Genomic DNA, 20,878 nt, shown 5'->3' with positions numbered 1-20,878 from the left:
ATTTTACCGAATTACAGCAAATTTACCTAACTTTTCTTGAATATTTTTACCTTCAAAATCTTTAGAAATTACTTTAAAAATATATATTCCGGAAGAAATTTTGATATTATTTTCATTAATTAAATTCCATGAAATTCCACCGTTTCCGTCATTTTCAACTAATTTTTTCACAAATATACCATCTAATGAATAGATTAGAATTTCTGCAAATTGAGTTAAATTTGCAAAAGTCATTTCCTCAACTTCATTTAAATTTACTGGATTTGGATAAACAAATATTTTATTGAGATTTTCTGAATTAGAAGTTAAAATAATTTGACTTCCCGCATTTTCTTTGATTGGGAAATATCCGCTTTCTTTGGATGAAAAAATATTTTTTATTGATAAAATATAATCTTTTCCAACAGATCCAATTGGGTTTTCAACTATAACATTTAAAGATTTTCCCTCAAATTTATCCAGATTTAATTGCTTAATATTATTTTTAGGTAAAAACTCATAATTATTTATATTTAGAGCAGTTAATGAATCTAAATTAAAATTAAAAATAATATTTATTTTATAATTATCTATTATTTTAAAATTTATTATTAGTAACTCGTTTTCTGTGAAATTATTAAAATCAGTTTGGAAATTTATCGATGAATCAGGAAACGGTGTGTTATAAATATCTCGAAAGTTTTTAAAAATTAAATTGTTATCATCACTTTCCAATTTTGAGTTAGTGAAAATTATTAGACTTTTTTCTGAACTAAAAACAAATGAATTTGGATTTTCATCATTTATAAAAATGTTATTTAATTTTATAGAACTTTTATCAACATGAATTGAAAATAGTAATTCAATTGAATTTTGATTCAATATTTTTAGTGAAATGAAATTTCCGGGAGCATGTGAAAAAATTGAAATTATTTTACTTTTATTTGATACTGAATTATTTAAGATATTTTTTATTTGAATTGCGTAAAAATACGTTTCATTTGAACTAACTGAATCTATATAGTAATTGTTAAAAGTCGAATCATATTTTGCCAAATTTTGCGGATTCTTTCCTTTATAAATAATTGTTTGGGAATTTTCAGATTTCCATTCAAAATAACTTTTTATTGAATCTATTGAATAGTAATCTATAATTTGCGGAGTAATAATTTCAGATTTATTATTTAATTCAAAAAAGTTGATTAAATCATTTTGGGGAATACCAATTTCATTTATTCCATTTTCGTCAATATCTCCCCAAAAAATAGATTGCGAATTTACGTTTGTCAGGTGGAAAATTAAATTGTCAATTTCTTCATCAAATTCAAAAATGTACAAATTCGGATTTTGAGAAATAATTAATTCCTCTTTTTCGTCATCAATAATGTTTGCAAATCTTATAGATGAATATGATTTATCGAAACTGCTTGTAAAATTTTCATCCGTTTTTAATATTGATTTCTCAAAAATTCGCTCAAATTTATTTTCTATAAATGAAAAAACCGAAACATGAAAAATCGGTAATTCATAATTTTTATCATCAATTTTTGTTAATGAAGCAATATCTAAAATTCCATCACCGTTAAAATCTCCTTTTGCCATTTGGGTTTGAGATTCATATCCGGAAAATATTTTAATCAAAAAATCATTTGTAAAATTTCCATGATTTTTAATTTCATAAAAAATTAGATTTCCAAAATTATCCGATGCACAAATTTCATTACTTAAGTCGTTATCAAAATCTCCTACTAAAATTTCATTATTTCTAAAAATTGAATTTTGATTATTATTGGAATTATAAATTTGTAAATCGTTTTCTTTGATCATCTGAAAATCATTTTGAACTTCCCAAATAGAAATTGTTCGATCATCGCTGAAAGCAATAATTTCAATATTTGAATCGCTATCAATATTTTCTGCTAAAGCCGGCCAAAATGTTTGTGATGAATCATTAAAAACATTTCTAAAATTAATACTTCCATTTTCAATCTGAGTTTCAATAAATCCACTTTTTACAAACAGACTTAATATTTCCGTATTTTCGTTATCATTAAAATTACCAACAGAAATTGGAATACGATTTTTCAAGGAATTTACTTTTACAAATTGAGAATTTTGAAATTCAAAAATACTTAAATCGGTTGCGGATAAAATTTCATTCACAAGCAAAAAATTATTTTCCAATCCATTAAATTTAATTTTATTAGGAAAAATTCTTCCACTTTGAATTGTATAATTTTTCTTTTCATAACTTTGCAGATTTTTTTTAAAAGAGTTTTCAGATGTGAAAAAATTATCACCATCCTTAATCAAAATTTGTTTTCCAGCTTGATTTGTAACAACAAAGTAAAATTCAATATCTAAATTATTCTTAATTAGGTTAGTCGGAATAAAACTAAAGTGTTTTTGTGAAATATTTTTTATATCGGAATTAAATTCATCTAAATAGGTTGATTGAAAATTATCATTTGAAAATTTATTTCTAAAAAATATTTGCGCAGAAGTTTTATCATCGGAAATTATTGAAGCTTGCAAAGTTTCTTCATCGTTTAATATAATTGTAGAGAAACTAAATGACAGAATTTCCGGTTGTGTTCTATCAATAGTAAAATAAGATCTTTCAATAATAGTCTTGTTGTCAATTGTATTTAAATAAAGTTGAATTGTATAAGTTGTATCAACTAATTTTGATAGATCAAAACTATAAACATCTTCATTCAAAATTTGGTATTGATTATTTTGCAAATCAATATTAATCCAACGTGTTGGATTAAGCCCAATACCATATTGCAAATTATAAGATTTGAAACTTGGTGAAATACAAGAAATATTTATTTTAATATTTTCTTCAGAAGTATAAAATTCATTTGGAGGATAGTTAATTTTTATTTCAGAAGGTAATAAAAATTTTAAAGCTTTTTCTAAATCTAAATTTCCGGCACCAAACTTATCGTCCCATCCTGCTTCACCCAAATCATTACAAGTTGTTTTAATTATTTGTTTAATTTCTTCGTTGTTAAAATTATTGAATGATAGAATAATTGAAATTGCTGCACTAACAAACGGAGTAGAAATAGATGTTCCACTTACCGATTTGTAACTATTATTCAAATTTGTTGTAATTACTTGTGAACCCGGTGCAACTAAATCAATTGTAGAACCATAGTTTGAGAAACTTGCTATTGTTTTATCTTTCTGAATTGCACCAACACTTATTACATTAGAAAAACTTGAAGGATAGTGTGGAAGATTGGAACCAGAATTGCCGGAACTCCCTACCAATATTACACCATTTGAATATGCAAAATCTAAAACATCTTTTAAAACTTGAGAATATTCTGAATCACCCCAGCTCATATTAATAATCTTTGCACCCATATTTACTGCATAAATAATTGCAGAAGCGGCATCATCTTCTTCACCATTACCATTTTTATCAAATGCACGTAAATTTAATATTTTTATTTTTGGATTTATTCCAGCAATTCCAATTTCATTATGTTCTGCGCCAATAATTCCGGCAATGTTTGTACCGTGACCGTGTTCATCAATAGGATCGTTATCCCAATTTGTAAAATCATAATTAATCTCAGAATTATAAATTTCAGTCTTGTTAACAAAATCCCACCCCGAAAAATCATCAACAAAACCATTTTCGTCATCGTCAATTCCATTATTTGATTTATTATTTCCATTTTTATCAATTCCTAATTCACCTTGATTTCTGAATATTTGATTTTTCAAATCGGGATGCAAATAATCTATTCCAGTATCAATTAAAGCTAAAATAATAGTTTCTGAATTTTGCGGAATTAAATCCCAAGATTTCTCAGCATTAATATTTTGCAATCCCCATTGTTCATCGTACAAAGAATCAATCGGAGCTAAATCAATTTTATAGTTTACAGATTTTTGTATATACTCAATTTCAGAATTACTTTTCAATTCTAATAATATTGATTCTTGGTCACTTGGAATGTTAATAGTGAAAATTCTATCAAATATATTTTTAGAATAAATGCTTTTGGGAGTTTGATTAAATCGGTTTGATAATTTTACGTTTTTTATTTTTTGGGAAAGATGTTGTTTGCATTCTTCAATAGGTACATGATCTTTATATTTTATAAAGTACTTAGTTTGCGGAAATATATAATTGCAAGTTAAAAAAAATATAATTGCAAGTTTAAATTTCATAAGCTGACTTTTCGAAATTAGTATTTACCGGAACTGGGTAATTTCCCGAAAAGCATGCTGTACAAAAATTATCTGGTGTATGATCAACCATTGCTTCCAACATTTGATCTAAAGTCATATATGATAAAGAATCAACTCCGAGATAATTTTCAATTTTCTTAATATCGCCATTAAATCTATTAGCAATTAATTCTTCAGATGAAGGAAAATCCATTCCGTAGTAACATGGATGCAAAATTGGCGGAGATGAGATTCTTACATGAATAGATCGCGCTCCAGCTTCTTTAATTAGCTTAATTAATTGTTTAGAAGTTGTACCTCTTACAATTGAATCATCAATTAAAACAACTTTTTTATCTTCCAATACACCTTTTACTGTATTGAATTTAATTCTGACACCAACTTCTCTTTTTCCTTGTCCGGGTAAAATAAATGTTCTACCAATATAATGACTTCTAATTAATCCAATTTCATGTTTTGAGCGAATTCCCATTTTTTCAAGTTGAGTTTGATAACCAATAGCAACTGTATTTGAACTATCCGGAACACTTATTACTATTACTTTTTCATCTGATTTATCGGGGAAAACCGGATGATGACTTGCCAAAACTTTTCCGAGCTTTCTTCTCATTTTATCAACATTTGATCCAAATATTCTGCTATCCGGTCTTGAAAAATAAATGAACTCAAAAACACAATGTTTCTTTTCAACTTTTTCAGAATTTATTTTATGAGATTTAATTTCTTCAACATTTGAAGAATCCTTATCAATAATTATTAATTCACCGGGTTCAATATCTCTAATGTATTCAATTCTGTTTATATCGAAAGCGCAAGTTTCCGAAGCAATAACGAAAGAATTATCAATTTTGCCAAGTACCAAAGGTCTAAAACCATGTGGATCTCTTGCAGCAATTAATTTATCATCAGTTAGAATAACAACAGAATATGCTCCCTCAACTTTTCTTAATGCTTCTAAAACTTGATCAATTTGTGATGCAAGTTTACATCTTGCAATTAAGTGTAAAATTACTTCTGTATCACTCGTTGTTTGGAAAATTGCTCCGTCATCAATCAATTCTTTTCTAATTATATCTGCATTTGTCAATTGACCATTATGAGCAATGGCAAGATTTCCCATTCTATAATTAACTTTAAATGGCTGGATATTTTTTTCTGATTCAGATGCTCCGGTAGTTGAATATCTGTTATGTCCTATTGCAGAAAAACCTAATAATTTTGATTCAAAAACTTCAGAATTTGAAAACACTTCTGAAACTAATCCTATACCTTTATGAATATTAAATTTAACTTTTCCGGTATCAGTCTTTGAAGCAGAAATTATTCCACTCGCCTCTTGTCCTCTATGTTGGAGTGAATGGAGACCATAATAAGTATAAACAGCGGGATTTTTTACACCAAAAATACCAAAAATACCACAATGACATTGAGGTTTATCAATTTTCAATTTTTTTCCGAAAATTTAGTTAGAGATGATTAAGAGTCGGAACGGCGGGATTTGAACCCGCGACCCCTTGAACCCCATTCAAGTACGCTACCGGACTGCGCTACGTTCCGAGTTTATTTTTATGCTATTTTAGCAATATTTGTTACTTTTCTTTCTTTTCTTGTTTCTGTTTTTGTACAATTTTGTACAGTTTTATTTAATTTCTGCAACCAATCTGCAACCATCAAAAATTAATCTTACTCCTTATTTCATCCAACTCTATATTTATATAATACTTATCAGTCGTTCTTATATCTTTGTGTCTCATTACTTTTTTAAGTTCATAAGGTTTCAATATTCTTGCACATCTTGTTCCGAATGTCCGCCTAAAATCATGAAATGAATAACCGAACTTAGCTAATTCTCTTTTTATGCCTTTTAACGATTGTCTACTCTTATAATCAAATAACCGCTCATTAACACGTGGCATTTCGTTCAATATTCGTTCTGCTGTATCGGTTAATATTATTTCTTCGTCTCTGTTCCCTTTTGTATTTCTTATTACTATTGTTTTCTTATTAAAATTAATATCTTCCCACTTAATACTCAACAATTCACTTACACGCAAACCCGTATTATTCAATAATTCTAAAAGATAATAATGTTTTTTATTTCTTTCTCTAAAATACTCTAAAATTTCCTTAATTTCATCATCACTAATAACTTTTACTACATTATTGATTGTTGCTTTCGGAATTATTACCGGATTACTTGTAACTAACTTGTTTTTTAAACAGTAATCAAAAAATATTTTGATATGCTTTAAGTATGTGATAATTGATTGTTCCTTCTTTCCCTCAGTTTTTAAGATTTCTACAATCTTATCAATATCCTTTTTACTTATTTCGTTAATAAATTTTTCATCATAATTATTCAATTTCTGCAAAGAATAATCATAAATTAGAAAGGTATTCTTTTTTTTCTTCTTCTTAATTTCAAGGAAAGTTTCTTTTGCTTCCGCAACTTTTAATTTCTTTACGTAAAATATTTCGGTATGCTTTAATTCGTACTCTTTCTTCTTTTTTATCTCAAGTGCTATTTTTCTGTTCTGCTTATTGTCGACTAAATTTAAGTTTATTTGCGGGTGAATCTTGCTCCCGTTTTGATGTTCGATCCACCCCAACCAAAGTTCGCCACGTTTAGAGAATATTGAAGCCATACAAAAAGTTTTTATTTGTTCAACAAATCATTTGTCAATGGATTTATTTTTGTTTCGTAAATCATTCACCATCTCACGTAAATCATAAATCTCTGCTTTTAGCTTATGAATCTCATTTGTATTACTATTAATTTGTGAAGCGTTTCCCGTTAACAAATAGTTTACATCAACGCCCACGTTTGCCAATTTTGCCAATACCGAAGCTCTCGGCTCTCGTGCGTTTTTTTGAGTATACATAGAAATATTAGCAACCCCACTTTTTTCCGATAAATTTTTTATGCTGCCAAATTGTACAATTGCTATTTCTTTTAACCGTTCGGAGAATCCCTCAATATCGAATTCTTCCATATTACCCGCCCTTTTTTTAAATTTTGTTGCAATTTATAATATATCTATTTGAATAATTAATTTGCTTGTAAATATCTTTATAGCTATATTTATATATCTTATTAGATATTTATTTCTATATTTTTATATATCTTAGTATAAAGGTAATATTATGAATCCAAATAATCAAGATACTACTATTCAAATCTCAAAAAAAGTTCATAAAAAGCTTACTCGCTTTACAAAGACCAATAATCTCAAAATTAAATACTTCGTTGAATCCATAATTTTAGACGGAATCTCCAAAGTTGGAACTGAACGAAAAAACTAATTCTTCTCTAATTAAAAGAGTTGAGGCACTAGAAAAACAAATAAATGATTTCAAGGGGGGTTTATTTAACTTTTCCGGTGCTTCAAATTATCTTAACATAAATATCTTTTGGCTTAGATTTCTTATTTCTCATAACTTAATCCGACTCACATTTCTTCCCGGTTATAAGAAACCTAAAATTTATCGCAAAGACCTGGATAATTTTATCGAGTCTTTGCAGTCAAATCCAAATCTGCATCTTAAAATCTTTATTACGGCAAATAAATTAAGTCATAAAAGATATTCAAACCTTGAGGTTGAAAATGATGGTTAGCATTGAATCCAATAGAAATTATTGCGTTTATACATTTAAAAAAAAATCTTCAAGTTTTTCAATTGCAGATAAAAAATTTTCTTTATTTAATTTTATATTTTATTATATTAAATCTTTAATATATAAATAATACAGTAATCGTTATTTTCTTCTAAAGTTTGACCCGCACCCAAACTTTTTAGGAATCTCGTTTACTGTATTTTTTTTTTTTTTTTGGTATTCTGATATGATTTCGAAAGAAACTCTTTTATTCGAACTTATAAACTTTTCATCCTTTGAAAAACCGCTTGATGCTTATTACTTTTTCCATAAGTACAAAATCAAAGAAGCTGATTTTTTCAACTACAATAAGAAAATTGTATCTCTATTTAAAGAAATTCAAAATGATCAAATCTATTATTCACTTTTAAAAAAGCCTTTTCATTTGGTTTTTTCTTCCGGCAATGGTTATTACATCGCAAAAAATAGAAACGAAGCAATCAATGGTCGCAGTTATTATTCAGAACGTGCTAAATCAATTCTTGCTTTAACCGGCAAAATAGATAAAATGATAAACTTAGCCTTTCCTACAGAAGATCCAAATCAATTAAAATTACTTTAACTATGGAGCTTAAATGAACGAAAAAAGAAAAATGGCATTTTTTGAAATCGGCGATGGTACTCTCGCCGCCGATATGCAGAAAGCTTTTGAACGGGTACAGTTCTCAGCTTTAAATCATGGAGTTGAAACTCAAGTTACTTTGGAAATAAATATTTTCCCAAGTAAGGATGAACGTTTCGGCAGTATTTCCTATAAAATAAAAGAAAAACATCCGGGTATTAAATCCATTAAACTAACAACCCAGCTCGATAAAAACGGATTTATTATTTCTGATAGTGATACTGTTATTGGAGTTCTGCAGCACGAATTAAACTTCAAAGAATCTAAAGAACCTACCTTAAATAATTTGGATTAATAAATGGAAAACGAACCCATAACTTTATTCCTAAATATCTCGGATGAAGTAAAAGACATTAAAAATTTCCATGAAATTGATCAAGATGTTTTATGGACCTTCAACCAAATTTATCCTAACGATATAAAATATTTTCGTCTCTATAATTTCTTTGACTCGGTTCAATTTCGTGAATCATTCAAAAAATATTTTCAAGAAAAATTCAACATTAGCATTACACCAATCAATTTTAATGAAATCTTCCACATATTAAATTCGGTTACTCATGCGCAAACGAATGATAAATCCTAGCATATGGACCAACAGAAAGTTTCTTAGATGTAACGATTTTGAGAAACTTCTTTTTATTGGTTTATTCTCTATCGCTGATGACTACGGTAAACTTTGGTATGATCTTCTTTCTATTAAAGCATCAATTTTTCCATGCAATAATTTAACTCAAGATTATTTATCCAATTCAATTAGAAATCTGCACGATCTTAATCTTATTATTTCAGATGAAAAAGTGATAAAAATTCATGGCTGGAAAAATCACCAATTCGTTCCCAAACCTCAAGATTCCGTAATTCCGGAACCAAAACCAAATCATTACAGCTTGCCTACCGATAGGTACGGCTTGTCTGCCGATAAGTGCGGTAACGATACTGTATCAACACAGTATCAAGAAGGTAATGGTACATTAACAGTAAATCTTGGTGAAAGTAACGATACAATAACAATAAATCTTGATGAAAGTAACGGTTCGTCTAAAGAAAGAAATAAAGAAAGAAAAAAAGAAAGCTCCTCAGTTATTCCATCAGATAAGGAACTCTTAACAAAAGAAACAAAAACATTGCTCCTCGAAAATGTTTCTTTGTTCTCTAATCAAGAATATAATGAAATTAACACTTTAATCACGGAAGGTAAAAATCTTTCGGCATCGACAAAAATTTATGAAAAACTTGAAAATATTAACTCCGCCGCTAATTGAAGAATCTTCAAAAAGATGTTCTTTTTGCGGTAATAAATTTATTAAAGTAAGAAAAGCAAAAGTTTTATTCTCAATTAAAATCCCTTTTACTTTTATTGAAATCTATTCAATAATCTACAGCAGATATTTTAAATATTATTGCTCTAACTGCTCTTACTATTCTAAAATCCTTACTCATAAATTTTTCAATATTTTTTATAAAAATTAATATGCCGGATATTCAACTTTCAGAACATTTTTATTTATCGGAATTCCACAAATCTCAAACCGCTGTTAGGCTCAATATAAAAAATATTCCTAATCAACAGCATATAAATAATATGAAATTATTATGCAGAAATGTCTTGGAGCCAATTAGGGCTTATTACAATAAACCAATAATCATTACATCCGGTTTCAGAAGCAAGGAATTAAATTCAAGAATCGGCGGAAGTTTTAATTCAAAACATTGTCAAGGTAAGGCAGCCGATTTTATAATTCCGGGTTTTGACGTGGAAGATGTATTTTATAAGATTATTTATTTGGCAAACGCTGGTAGGTTTAAATATGATCAGCTTATTTTGGAATTCAGCGAGTGGATTCACATCTCAAATCTTAATGATCCAAAAAACAATAAGTGCAGAAATTTAATCGCGGTAAAAGATGAAAAGAATTTTACAGTTTATAATAAAGTTATGCAAAATAATATGAGGTACTAAAACTATGCAAAATAAAATAAAATTTATCCGTCATACCGGAAGTGATATTCACAGAAATTCAATCGGTTTATCCGTTTCCGTTAGCCAACGGATAACGGATCATGTCATTGCAATAATTTGTTTCAATCCAGACTGTATGATGTAAAAACAAAACACACAAGCTTGCCTGCCGGCTTGACTGCTGATAGGCATGTTAGGCATGGCACATGCGGATGCACAAGAAATCGTAAAAATGTCGAGGTCAGAAGATGAAGTACTTTTTATTTATCCCCATTTTGTTTTTACTTTTACCTGCCGCTAGGCATAACTTCTCCTTTCTCGTTTCTCGTTTTACTTTTCACGCTTGCCGGCCGCTAGGCATGGTTTTACTTTTCACTTTTAACTTTTTACTTTTTCCTTCCTGCCAACCCAGTGATCAAAAACCACAAGTAATTTTTGATACTTTGGAAATCGTTAAAATAGATTCCTTCAAAGTAATTGAATACGATACTCTTTTAACCTATTTGGTCGATACTGTCAACACTCTCGTAGATATCGATTCATCAGCATGGTTTTATTTCACGCAGAATTTTCACGATTCAATTGTATATAAAACTTACGCTATTGTTTATTCAGATACTATTTTCCGGAATAAAAGATCACCTTTTCAAAACCATAAAACTAAATTTATTAAATGGAAGAATGTGATTTTTGAGATGTATGAATAAAAACAAATATAAAAACTTAATTAGCCATGTTTCGCACATTATAAAAAGTGGTCATTGGCATTTGCTGGTTATACGTTTTTATAAATATTTAGATATTATCTTATCTAATTCTAAATGAGTATCTTTTGTTGCACCCAATTTATTATACAGAATATCACCATTTCTATTTATAATAATATTTCTGGGGAAAGTTTCACCTAAAAGTGAAGTTAAATATTCGCTTGAATATCCATGAAGATAATTAAATTTATGCTTTGATAAAAATTTATCTAAGTTCTCAGCATCCCAGATTATTGAAAGAAATTCAACTGATTCATTTTTATATTTTTCAACTAATTTATTGAGGCCGGGAATTTCTTCAATACAAGGAATACAAGAAGTTGCCCACCAGTTTATTAAAATAATTTTATTATTATTTTCGTTTGTCCAATTGCCTTCTTGAGTCTCGATCTTAACAATTGGAAAAGTTTTTCCAACTTTTAATTTATACTCTTGAATAATTGTTGGATATTTTATATTTGCTGAATCAGTATTTTCCCATTTATATTTTAATTGTTTTTGTTCTAAGTCAATTTGTAAAATTAGTTTTGATAATAAATCTTCATTTTCAGTATTAAGATTAATTGCAGATCTAAATAAGTTATCATCTATTTTCTCAAAGTTGATTCTGAAAAAAGAAAAATTACCATTTAATTGAATTGGTGCAATAGCTAAATTATTTTCAGATTTAAGTGAATCACGTGAAATCAAATATATCTTCTTAAAATAGTCTCCTCCCTCAATTTGAGTAAAAAAAGTATTTTCCCAGGTAAACTTTATTTCTTGAGGTAATCCATTTTGAAAGTCTGTTATTACAAAATTTGATTGTTTATTTTGACACGAAATTATTATTAAAATAAAAATAAATAAAAGTATATTTTTCATATTTCCTCAAAACGTATAACGGCGTGGCAAATAACCCGTCCGCCCAAAACAACAATTTTATTTAATAATGAATGGTTTATTTTATAAGCAGTTTTTAATTTTCATCAACAAAAACTGCAACTTACTTTTCTGAATTGTACTCCACTTTAACTAAAGACTAAAATGAACTTTCACTTTTAAATTTTACAACCAAACCAGTATTGAGCGAAGCGGTCGGGTTGATTTGTTTGTTAGGCAACTATTTTAATAGTAACATTTTCCTAATTAAAGTTACATCCTCATTTTGAACAACATAATAATATATTCCACTTGAATATTTAATTCCATTGAATTCGACTTCATAAAAACCGGGATTTTTATAATTATCAATTAATGTTTCAATAATTTCCCCAAGTGTATTATATATTTTTAATTTTACATTCTGTCCTTTTCCTAGAGTAAAACTTATTGTTGTATTAGGATTAAATGGATTTGGATAATTTTGGTTCAATATAAAATTATTTGATATAGTTTTTTCTAATTCCACTGAAACTAATTCTCCATATTCATTCCCATTAATTTTTGCATATAACAATCTGTATTCATACTTTTCCATTTGAGTAGCATCTCCATAATAGGTGTATGTAAGTCCTAAACCTTGTGATATTTCCCATCCATAATAATCATAACTTGAAATCCAATATGGGATATAGTGTTTTGTTAGTCTATCATTTCCAAGAATATTTTTTGTTGTTAAGTCAACTAATCTGAATGATTGCGTAAAGTCATCTATATTTGCTAACAAACTATCAACTGCATATTCATTATCTGTTGTACTTTTACCATAAACTATTCCACTGGTTGAATCTATTCTTAAGTACTTTGATTTTAAATGGTCTAGAATATAATAGTTGTTCATATTCTCAAACTTTTTTTGAAAATATCTTTTCTCATTTTCTAAAACTGTGTCTCCAACAATTTCAATACTTGCATATCCCAAATGCTCATAATTTGAACCGGCTAAGTGGGACTTAGTAAGACTATATTGCCAATAATCCCCAATATGTAAGGGATAATATAATATGGCTTCATTTAGTTCATTATTTTGAGGAAAAATAATGTTCAAATTTAGAAATATTAGAATGATTATTTTTTTCATAAAGTTGCCTAACGGTGGTGCAAATAACTTGCCGCCCATAATTACAATTTTATTAAATAACGAATGGTTAAAATTACCAAGAGCAGTTTTTAATTTTATTCAGAAAAAACTGCGACTAACTTTGCTAAATTGCACTTCATTCTAACAAATAACTTAAATGAACTTTCAAACTTTTTGTTTACAAACCAAACCGGAATTGAGCGAAGCGGTCAAGTTGATTTGTTTGTTATACGTTTATTTTTCTATATAATAAAATTGTTTTTTACCGTCTTGAACTTCAATTAATTTGACATTATTTAATTTAATTGTATCCCTAATTGTTGGAAAATATCTTGATTGTGCACCTACTATTAAAGAATCTTTTAGATAAACCGTGTCAAAATAAAATATTTTACTATCATCATTTTTATCTGTGAATCTAATTTCAATTGATGGACCATTTTTTAAAGAAATTTGATTTTCGCCATCGTAGCATAAAATATTTTCAATAGGATTTGCTGGGTAAAAACTTCCAATTTCTGTGTAAGCATAAGTTGTTCCCAATGGAATATTAATTTGTACAATTTTAAAATCAGTTGTATCAATATCTTTAAATTGTTCTCTAAAGCTTTGCACGGGAATAGTATATGTACTACAAGCTGCTAAAATGAATAATAAAACTATGGAAATGAAATATTTCATTAATTCTTTCCTTCAAATTTTAACAAACGTATAACGGCGTGGCAAATAACCCGACGCCGAAAACAACAATTTTATTTAATAACGAATGATTTATTTACGAAGCAGTTTTTAATTTTCATCAGCAAAAACTGCGACTCACTTTTCTGAATTGTTCCGTCAGCTGACGGATCACTTTAACAAAAAACTAAAATTTACTTTCAAACTTTTATTTTGCACAAAACCCAAGCCGGAACGGCGGTCGGGTTGATTTGTTGGTTAGGCAACTTTTTTATTTTTCTTCATTCACAACTTTTGTTAATGCTGAGGCAATTAATCCAGTTGGGATTGCAACAATTCCAATTCCAATTAATACAACAAATGAAGTAAATATTCTACCGCCAATTGTTATAGGATAGACATCTCCATAACCTACAGTTGTTAAGGTTGCGCCTGCCCACCATAAACAATGAAATATTGAAGAAAATTTGTCTGGTTGGGCTTCATTTTCGAAATAATAAATACCAACAGAAGAAACATAAAGTAAAAATAGAGTTGCAACTAAAAAAAGAAACAATTCTGCTTTAACTGAATTAAAAGCATCATTGAATCTTTGTAATGCTTTGCTATATCTAAATAATTTAAAAGCTCTTAAAAGTCTAAATAATCGAAATATTCTTATTGAACGTAAATCAATTCCGCTTGATAAGTAGAAAGGTAAAATTGCAAAAAGATCTATTAATCCATAAAAACTAAAAATAAATTTATACTTTTTATTTGCAAAAACTAGTCTAAGTAAATATTCTATTGTAAAAATAGTAACACAAATTATTTCGATGAGATTTAACCAAAATATTGTTTGATTACTTAAATTTGGGATTGTTTCAATAGTAAAACTAATTAATGAAATTATTATTAAAAATTGAATTACAAAATCAAAAATTCTTCCAGACTTTGTTTCGTTATTTTCAACAATATTTTTTAGTTGCATAAAAATTTGAATTATATTAAAAGAATATTATAAAAGATGAAAGAATAAAAGGAATCAGAATGACAATTAAACAACCTTTTCCAGTTATCATACTTCCAATTTTTCTTTGACGTCCACTTTTAGTTAATGGAATTCCAATTTGTCGTGAAAGTTGTTGTTTTGCTTTTGTTACACCGAGTGCTCTCTTCCATGAAAATCCACCTTTATTCATAATTACCTCAAATTAAATTAAAAATGAATTATCTTTTAAAAATGAAACGTAGACCAAATCCTATTTTTCGAACTGAATTATAACCAATAAAAAAATCAAAATTATCAATGTTGTAACCAACAAATCCACCAATTCCAACATCTGATTCATCTTTTGTTATCATATGATATCCTCCTCCATCAAATCGTCTATCTACATAATTACTATAATAATTTTTTGATGCGAAAGATATTTCAATGTTTAATCTAACTTTTTCTATAACTTCATAACCATATCCTAAATCAAATGATGAAAAGTATTCACCAGTTCCACTAATTGTTCTGCCATAATTTGATTTTTGTTCACTTACTAATTTTCCAACTGCATCGTTTGATTCAGATGTATAACCAATATGAAAACTACTTTTGTCACTAATATAGCACACATCACCAAATAACGCATTTGAAGTGCTATAACCTAAACCAAATCCAAAGCCTTGAGAAAATACATTTGAGATAAATAAAATTGATAGTAATATTATCTTATTCATTTATAACCTCAACCTTTGTAAGTTGCCTAACGGCGTGGTGGCTAAGGCGCAGCCCATAGCTACAATGCCGAACTTGTTAATAAATTTTATAATTACAAAAAACTTTCATGGCACAACTACCTAAAACAAGAAACTTAAAACGGAACGACTAACATTAAAACTTGTAAAATGCCGAATGCGAAAACGCTGTCGCCTTGAGCCACTTGTTATGTGCGACATTAACTATTTTATATTTCTTAATCTAGATAATTCTTTTCTGAATGTTTGATTAACTGTGGTTTTATTTTTATCTAAATTCAATGGCGGATTTAATTTTGCAATTAGAAATTCTTCATAGGAATCTGGACAATCATTCTGCTGATAAAATAGTGTTAAATTTTTCTTCATCCATTCAGAAAGTTTTACTTCATCACTTTCTGAGAATTTAGTCTTTCCATTGTTCGGGTCTTTATCTCTTGGAACTTGTTTGTATTTAAACATTGCGCCAATACTTTTCCTTAAAGTTGACCTACCAGCATTATTTCCGCAAAAATGTTGTCTAAAATCTCTTGTTCGTAAACTCCGACTAGCAATTCCAGTATATATTACAACAAGTTTATTGAAAGTGTTTGTTTCACAAGTTAAACCAATTTCTGGTAAATATGAGTTTGTATTTAAGCAAATAATATAATTCCCGGGGGCATTTGGAATTATTTTATCGCTATCCAACAAAGGATTAAACCTTATAAATTTTTTTAAATCAATTTCGCTGGAATTCTTTTCAGAAATAGTTTTGATTTTTTTAAATGGAATTATGTCTTCTGATTTAAATTTGGTTTCCTTAGTAATACTTCCGTTTAATATTTTTATTCTTCCAGATAATATCAAATTTTCAAAATCAATTGGTTGCATATCAATTACATTAAAATCATCTTTTCCATAAAATCCAATGGTTCTCATTTTATTACGAATAGACTTTTGTTCACTTCTATTAGCTCTGATTCGTTTTTGAATAAGACTTCGTAATTCTGCTATTTCGGATTTGGTAAATATGTTTTTTCCTTTCATAAAATAATCTCACTTACTTTATTTTATAATTCTACTAAGCATATAACGGCGTGGCTCCGTTAGCTAACGGATAACCCGTCCGCCAATAACAACAATTTTATTAAATAACGATTGATTTATTTAAAAGCAAAGTTTAATTTATCTTAGCAAACTTTGCGACTAAACTTTCTAAATTGCACTTCACTTTAGCAAAATACTTAAATTGACTTTCAAACTTTCTATTTACAAACCAAACCCAAATTAGCGAACTTGTCTGCCGTGGCAGAGCGGTCGGGTTGATTTGTTGGTTAGGCAACTTTTATTTTCTTGATTTTTAATATTTTCAACATAAAGTCAATCATCCATATTCCCAATTAGTGTTAGGCAATTTATATTATACCAACTATACCTTTGTTTTCTTGATAAGCTTGACTTGCCGAAATACAAGTGGAATCGGCTGATCTAAAATGTCACTTACTCGTTCTCCCCGATTAATCAGCTCCACTGTGTTTTCCTGTCCATATTCAACTAAACTTGTAATATCAAATATGTACAAGCATGATTGACCTTCAAGTACTTGATATTTAGACTCAAGGGTATTGTTTGACTCGTAATCATGGCTGTAAAACAATATCCAATATGGTGGCAATTCCAGCTCTGCTCCTCCACTGTAGTAATTGAAAATCCGACCATCCGCATAAGTAAAAGTAATCGGCTTATTTACAAGCAATTCACCAGTAACAGGTTTATCATTTATCAATATCTCCATTATCCATGCGCCACCTGCTAGGCTATGCCATCCAATTCGGGCTTCTATTGAGAGCAGAACAACATCACTTGAATATATATCGGAACTCCATGCTCTCTTTTTACTCGTATGCACAGTGTCTTCTCCAGGAGCAAGTGTAATAATCGACCAAGAAGCTGCAGGCGTAGGTTCAGGCTCAGTTGAAAATTCTTTACATCCTAGAATAGTTAAGAGAATTGATATTACGAAAAGAAAGATATTTTTTTCCATTTTTATTCCTTTTATACTTTAACAATCCTTGTTGCCTAACGACGTTGCGCCTAACCCGCCGCCCATAACAGGGAAGCCGAGTAAAACACAAATGCCAATGATTAAACAAACTGCATTTAACTTGCATCAGTAAATGCAGTTTGTAAGTTAATTAATTAGAACGAACAATTAGAACAAAATGCCGAACAAAAACTAAACGCCAAAAATTACAAATCCGCCGAACTAAAATGGCGGTCGGGTTGAGGCGCTGGTTGAGGCGCTTGATATTTCCAATAAGTAAAATAATAAATATGTTAGTAATAACATTAACAACAATTGGAGGTATCAAATGTATTACACCGGAATCGATCTTCACAAGTTTACTTCATATCTAACAACTGTTGATTCATCCGGAAATATTATCAAACAGCAAAACATTAAGAACACAGATTATAATTTTGTTCAATATTTTTCTGATCTTGGAACTGAGAATTTAACAACTGTTGAATCCACTATGACTTGGTATTGGTTAGATGATTTACTCAATTCTCTAAAAATACCATTAGTCCTTGCCCATGCTAAATATGTTAAAGCTATTGCTTATGCCAAAGTTAAAACCGATAAAGTTGATTCTCACACTCTTGCGCAACTCCTTCGTATGGATTACATTCCAGAAGCTTATAAAATTTCTATTCAAAACAGAACTCTCAGAGATGCTCTTAGAGCTAGATTAAAAATAGTTCAACGGCATACTTCTGTAACCAACTCTATGTATCTGCTTTTAGCTAAATTTAACTTCGATAATCCATCTCAGCTATTTGGTATCTCTAAATACCAATATCAACAATTAGCAAACTTAGAATCTTTACTCAATGATCAAATTCTTGATCTTGAAAAACAACTCTATCCAATCTTAATTCCTAATCAAGACATTCAACGGTTACTCTGGATTCCCGGTATTGGGAAGTTGAATGCTTTCAACATTGTTCTAGAAGTTGATGATATTAACCGGTTTGAATCTATTAACAACTTCTATTCTTACTGCCGTTTATCTCCTTCTGCTCGTAACTCTGCCGGCAAAGCTATACAACGTTCCTCTAAAGATGGGAACAAATATCTTAAGGTTGTTTTCTCTGATGCTGCTGTTCATGCTATTCAATATTACCCAGTAATAAGAAAAATACAATAATTCTTTAATGAGAAAAAAAAATAAACAGATAGCTAAAACTATTATTGCCAAAGAAATTGCGAATATTGTTTTTCATGTACTTAAATACAAAACTAACTTTAATAATAAATTTAAGGGTAAGGTTTTAGAACACACTAAATCTTTACAATGGCCACGAGTTGTAAGCCCCTACGCATAACTGATTACTGCTACACCGTAATCCTCGCGCTGGATTGGGAAACAACTCGTTTGCCTATTAAATATCTGAGATTGTTCCTTTTTTATTTTGGAACACCTAACATTTTTTTTGTTAGTAAGCTCCTTAAGAGGTTTGGTTGCCATCTATTTGGATAACCTTTAAAGATATTCTGGCTTTGTTTGTTGTTTATTATTGTTTATCTAATTTATGCACCTATCGTGTACAACTTTTTTTAACAATTTATTTTTGTGATAAATTTTTATACCCTCTTGACTTTTTACTTATTTAAGAGGTTATATTTTACAAATTAGAATTACGTAATATTATTGTTGTTTTTTTCTTTCCACTAGTTTTAGTGAATTTAAAACTTAAATGTTCAAGATTATATAGTTGACAATCAATGATCTCAGCACATTCTAAATTGAATAAAGTGATATTTAACCCTTTTCCTAAAGTGCTTTTATATATTATTCCATCGTATCCGTGATTTCTGAATAATTCGGAAATTATTTGAGTTGGTATATAATCGGTTGAACTATCGGCAGAGGTAATAGGTTTTGAAAAAGCATTGTCTATATCTGCCCAAACTATTTGTTCTCTTAATTCTGGATTTGGTTCATCAAGATGATATCTAATGGTGGAATTATTTTTTGAACAATCTATAAGAGTCAAATCTTTATTTGTTTTTAGTTTAGCAAGTGAAATTTCAGAACCAATCCAAGGTCGAACTTCTGCAAGAGCAGTATTCCTATTAGTTGAAACATATAAATATGGAATTCCAGCAGGGTTTGCGCGCCCTTCCTTTGCTTGATTAGGTAATGGTTTCATTCTTTCTTTGGGGTAAGGTAGTTGTATATCATAATTGTGTTTTCCATTTTCGAATTTGGGAATTAATTGACAACCTAATTGAGCACGCCAATAAACTGTCCCTTTACCAATTTTATTTATCCGTGACTGTCTCGTATGGATTAAAGTATCAAGGAATATTTTTATTTCTTGATTAAAGAAATATCTATTATCATATCTAATTGTTTTGGCAAAATTCCTATAACTTTTCCAAGTATTAAATTCTTTCATCACTTATGAATAAAATGTAAAATATAACGGCGGCGCAAATAACCCGCTGCCAAAAACTCAATTTTACAAAATAACGAATGGTTAATTTTACAAAGCAGTTTTTAATTTGGTTTTACTAAAAACTGCGACTCACTTAACTGAATTGTACTTCACTTTAACAAAATACTATAATTTACTTTCAAACTTTCTGTTTACAAACCAAACCAGAATTGAGCGAAGCGGTCGGGTTGATTTGCTGGTTATACGTATTTTTATTTAACAATAAAAATCATATACTATTTCTAAATTCAATTCACCCAAATATTTCATGTGTTCGGGATCAATTGTCGGACCACCATGACCATGTGCACTTGACCAAAAACAAAATATATACATTCTTATTTTTTTCTTTTGTAAAGTTATTATTTGTTCTTCATTTCCTTTAATTTGGTCAATAATCCATTGAATATGCCTTCTTGAATCTTTTGATTCGATTTTATCTTTGGAAGATAAAAACCATGCATTTATTTTATGCTTTCTCTCAATTTTCTCGTGAACTTTTTCACCAGCAAACTGTAATTTAGTCGCTTTAATATTTAGAGTTTCACTTATGAAATTTGGTCCATATTTATTTGGATAAATACACAATGTTGCATAAGTTCTTTCACAAGTTTCATATTTATCATTAAATTTCTTCATGTTTTTTATACGTATAACGGCGGCGCAAATTACCCGTCCGCCAAAAACAACAATTTTGTTAAATAACGAATTTCAAATTTTACTAAAACAATGTTTATTTTGATTTTCCAAAAACATTGTTTTTATATTTGCTGAATTGCAC

20 protein-coding genes and 1 tRNA gene are annotated in these 20,878 nt (G+C 28.9%); 6 read left to right on the top strand and 15 right to left on the bottom strand.

Translation table 11 applies throughout. The annotated features are described in order from the left end of the window. Positions 1-3: 3 nt before the first annotated feature. The 5 genes from IPM32_14505 to IPM32_14485 all read right to left on the bottom strand — a co-directional run bounded on the left by IPM32_14505 (position 4) and on the right by IPM32_14485 (position 7,187). Positions 4-4,173, bottom strand: a complete 4,170-nt coding sequence (locus IPM32_14505; protein ID MBK8946463.1) for a S8 family serine peptidase — start codon at positions 4,171-4,173, stop codon at positions 4-6. Further along, positions 4,163-5,635 (bottom strand): amidophosphoribosyltransferase, encoded by a 1,473-nt coding sequence (locus IPM32_14500; protein MBK8946462.1) that lies wholly within the window; start codon positions 5,633-5,635, stop codon positions 4,163-4,165. The genes IPM32_14505 and IPM32_14500 overlap by 11 nt, the downstream gene beginning before the upstream one ends. A 42-nt stretch (positions 5,636-5,677) precedes the next feature. Beyond that, a tRNA-Pro gene (locus tag IPM32_14495) sits at positions 5,678-5,751 on the bottom strand. 113 nt (positions 5,752-5,864) lie between these two features. Further along, a complete protein-coding gene (locus IPM32_14490) occupies positions 5,865-6,839 on the bottom strand; it encodes a tyrosine-type recombinase/integrase (protein ID MBK8946461.1) in 975 nt (324 codons plus the stop codon). Positions 6,840-6,866: 27 nt separating this feature from the next. After that, on the bottom strand, positions 6,867-7,187 hold the full coding sequence (locus IPM32_14485; GenBank protein MBK8946460.1) for a hypothetical protein: 321 nt from the start codon (positions 7,185-7,187) through the stop codon (positions 6,867-6,869). An 849-nt stretch (positions 7,188-8,036) separates the two neighbouring features. Between IPM32_14485 and IPM32_14480 the strand changes: the two genes are divergently transcribed. From IPM32_14480 to IPM32_14460, 5 genes are all read left to right on the top strand, one after another. After that, entirely contained in the window at positions 8,037-8,411 is a 375-nt protein-coding gene (locus tag IPM32_14480) for a hypothetical protein (protein MBK8946459.1), read from the top strand. A 13-nt stretch (positions 8,412-8,424) separates the two neighbouring features. After that, positions 8,425-8,766: a hypothetical protein gene (locus IPM32_14475; GenBank protein ID MBK8946458.1), complete on the top strand. Its 342-nt coding sequence runs from the start codon at positions 8,425-8,427 to the stop codon at positions 8,764-8,766. 3 nt (positions 8,767-8,769) lie between these two features. Continuing rightward, a complete protein-coding gene (locus tag IPM32_14470; GenBank protein ID MBK8946457.1) occupies positions 8,770-9,057 on the top strand; it encodes a hypothetical protein in 288 nt (95 codons plus the stop codon). Then, positions 9,044-9,736, top strand: coding sequence for a hypothetical protein (locus IPM32_14465; protein ID MBK8946456.1), 693 nt, complete (start codon positions 9,044-9,046; stop codon positions 9,734-9,736). The genes IPM32_14470 and IPM32_14465 overlap by 14 nt, the downstream gene beginning before the upstream one ends. 209 nt (positions 9,737-9,945) lie before the next feature. Next, positions 9,946-10,434 carry a hypothetical protein gene (locus IPM32_14460; GenBank protein ID MBK8946455.1) on the top strand — a complete coding sequence of 163 codons (489 nt, stop codon included), beginning with the start codon at positions 9,946-9,948 and terminating at the stop codon, positions 10,432-10,434. Between the two features lie 785 nt (positions 10,435-11,219). On the opposite strand, the gene IPM32_14455 is transcribed toward IPM32_14460, so the two are convergent. From IPM32_14455 to IPM32_14420, 8 genes are all read right to left on the bottom strand, one after another. Then, entirely contained in the window at positions 11,220-12,065 is an 846-nt protein-coding gene (locus IPM32_14455) for a TlpA family protein disulfide reductase (protein ID MBK8946454.1), read from the bottom strand. A gap of 238 nt (positions 12,066-12,303) precedes the next feature. After that, on the bottom strand, positions 12,304-13,203 hold the full coding sequence (locus IPM32_14450) for a T9SS type A sorting domain-containing protein (protein MBK8946453.1): 900 nt from the start codon (positions 13,201-13,203) through the stop codon (positions 12,304-12,306). 234 nt (positions 13,204-13,437) lie between these two features. Beyond that, positions 13,438-13,884: a hypothetical protein gene (locus tag IPM32_14445; GenBank protein ID MBK8946452.1), complete on the bottom strand. Its 447-nt coding sequence runs from the start codon at positions 13,882-13,884 to the stop codon at positions 13,438-13,440. 268 nt (positions 13,885-14,152) lie between these two features. After that, the gene (locus IPM32_14440; GenBank protein MBK8946451.1) at positions 14,153-14,851 is read right to left on the bottom strand and encodes an ion transporter; all 699 of its coding nucleotides are present in this window, start codon (positions 14,849-14,851) and stop codon (positions 14,153-14,155) included. Positions 14,852-14,867: 16 nt separating this feature from the next. Beyond that, on the bottom strand, positions 14,868-15,062 hold the full coding sequence (locus tag IPM32_14435) for a hypothetical protein (GenBank protein ID MBK8946450.1): 195 nt from the start codon (positions 15,060-15,062) through the stop codon (positions 14,868-14,870). Between the two features lie 28 nt (positions 15,063-15,090). Next, a complete protein-coding gene (locus tag IPM32_14430) occupies positions 15,091-15,591 on the bottom strand; it encodes a hypothetical protein (GenBank protein MBK8946449.1) in 501 nt (166 codons plus the stop codon). Positions 15,592-15,813: 222 nt separating this feature from the next. Then, positions 15,814-16,638, bottom strand: coding sequence for a hypothetical protein (locus IPM32_14425; GenBank protein ID MBK8946448.1), 825 nt, complete (start codon positions 16,636-16,638; stop codon positions 15,814-15,816). Between the two features lie 382 nt (positions 16,639-17,020). Further along, positions 17,021-17,635 (bottom strand): hypothetical protein, encoded by a 615-nt coding sequence (locus IPM32_14420; protein MBK8946447.1) that lies wholly within the window; start codon positions 17,633-17,635, stop codon positions 17,021-17,023. Positions 17,636-17,963: 328 nt separating this feature from the next. On the opposite strand from IPM32_14420, the gene IPM32_14415 reads away from it, so the two are divergent. Then, the gene (locus IPM32_14415; protein ID MBK8946446.1) at positions 17,964-18,803 is read left to right on the top strand and encodes a transposase; all 840 of its coding nucleotides are present in this window, start codon (positions 17,964-17,966) and stop codon (positions 18,801-18,803) included. A gap of 478 nt (positions 18,804-19,281) precedes the next feature. On the opposite strand, the gene IPM32_14410 is transcribed toward IPM32_14415, so the two are convergent. Together IPM32_14410 and IPM32_14405 are read right to left on the bottom strand one after the other, a co-directional pair. Then, positions 19,282-20,058: an RES family NAD+ phosphorylase gene (locus IPM32_14410; protein MBK8946445.1), complete on the bottom strand. Its 777-nt coding sequence runs from the start codon at positions 20,056-20,058 to the stop codon at positions 19,282-19,284. Between the two features lie 255 nt (positions 20,059-20,313). Then, a complete protein-coding gene (locus IPM32_14405) occupies positions 20,314-20,736 on the bottom strand; it encodes a DUF4279 domain-containing protein (protein ID MBK8946444.1) in 423 nt (140 codons plus the stop codon). Positions 20,737-20,878 lie beyond the last annotated feature (142 nt).

The sequence above is a fragment of the Ignavibacteriota bacterium genome (assembly GCA_016716225.1).
Classification (GTDB): domain Bacteria; phylum Bacteroidota; class Ignavibacteria; order Ignavibacteriales; family Melioribacteraceae.
This window is presented reverse-complemented; position numbering and strand designations above follow the sequence as displayed.

What these genes read in the sequence shown, in the direction of transcription:
- IPM32_14505 (MBK8946463.1), bottom strand. Translation starts at nt 4,173, where the DNA reads ATGAAATTTAAACTTGCAATTATATTTTTTTTAACTTGCAATTATATA.
- IPM32_14490 (MBK8946461.1), bottom strand. Translation starts at nt 6,839, where the DNA reads ATGGCTTCAATATTCTCTAAACGTGGCGAACTTTGGTTGGGGTGGATC.
- IPM32_14485 (MBK8946460.1), bottom strand. Translation starts at nt 7,187, where the DNA reads ATGGAAGAATTCGATATTGAGGGATTCTCCGAACGGTTAAAAGAAATA.
- IPM32_14480 (MBK8946459.1), top strand. Translation starts at nt 8,037, where the DNA reads ATGATTTCGAAAGAAACTCTTTTATTCGAACTTATAAACTTTTCATCC.
- IPM32_14475 (MBK8946458.1), top strand. Translation starts at nt 8,425, where the DNA reads ATGAACGAAAAAAGAAAAATGGCATTTTTTGAAATCGGCGATGGTACT.
- IPM32_14470 (MBK8946457.1), top strand. Translation starts at nt 8,770, where the DNA reads ATGGAAAACGAACCCATAACTTTATTCCTAAATATCTCGGATGAAGTA.
- IPM32_14465 (MBK8946456.1), top strand. Translation starts at nt 9,044, where the DNA reads ATGATAAATCCTAGCATATGGACCAACAGAAAGTTTCTTAGATGTAAC.
- IPM32_14460 (MBK8946455.1), top strand. Translation starts at nt 9,946, where the DNA reads ATGCCGGATATTCAACTTTCAGAACATTTTTATTTATCGGAATTCCAC.
- IPM32_14455 (MBK8946454.1), bottom strand. Translation starts at nt 12,065, where the DNA reads ATGAAAAATATACTTTTATTTATTTTTATTTTAATAATAATTTCGTGT.
- IPM32_14450 (MBK8946453.1), bottom strand. Translation starts at nt 13,203, where the DNA reads ATGAAAAAAATAATCATTCTAATATTTCTAAATTTGAACATTATTTTT.
- IPM32_14445 (MBK8946452.1), bottom strand. Translation starts at nt 13,884, where the DNA reads ATGAAATATTTCATTTCCATAGTTTTATTATTCATTTTAGCAGCTTGT.
- IPM32_14440 (MBK8946451.1), bottom strand. Translation starts at nt 14,851, where the DNA reads ATGCAACTAAAAAATATTGTTGAAAATAACGAAACAAAGTCTGGAAGA.
- IPM32_14435 (MBK8946450.1), bottom strand. Translation starts at nt 15,062, where the DNA reads ATGAATAAAGGTGGATTTTCATGGAAGAGAGCACTCGGTGTAACAAAA.
- IPM32_14430 (MBK8946449.1), bottom strand. Translation starts at nt 15,591, where the DNA reads ATGAATAAGATAATATTACTATCAATTTTATTTATCTCAAATGTATTT.
- IPM32_14425 (MBK8946448.1), bottom strand. Translation starts at nt 16,638, where the DNA reads ATGAAAGGAAAAAACATATTTACCAAATCCGAAATAGCAGAATTACGA.
- IPM32_14420 (MBK8946447.1), bottom strand. Translation starts at nt 17,635, where the DNA reads ATGGAAAAAAATATCTTTCTTTTCGTAATATCAATTCTCTTAACTATT.
- IPM32_14415 (MBK8946446.1), top strand. Translation starts at nt 17,964, where the DNA reads ATGTATTACACCGGAATCGATCTTCACAAGTTTACTTCATATCTAACA.
- IPM32_14410 (MBK8946445.1), bottom strand. Translation starts at nt 20,058, where the DNA reads ATGAAAGAATTTAATACTTGGAAAAGTTATAGGAATTTTGCCAAAACA.
- IPM32_14405 (MBK8946444.1), bottom strand. Translation starts at nt 20,736, where the DNA reads ATGAAGAAATTTAATGATAAATATGAAACTTGTGAAAGAACTTATGCA.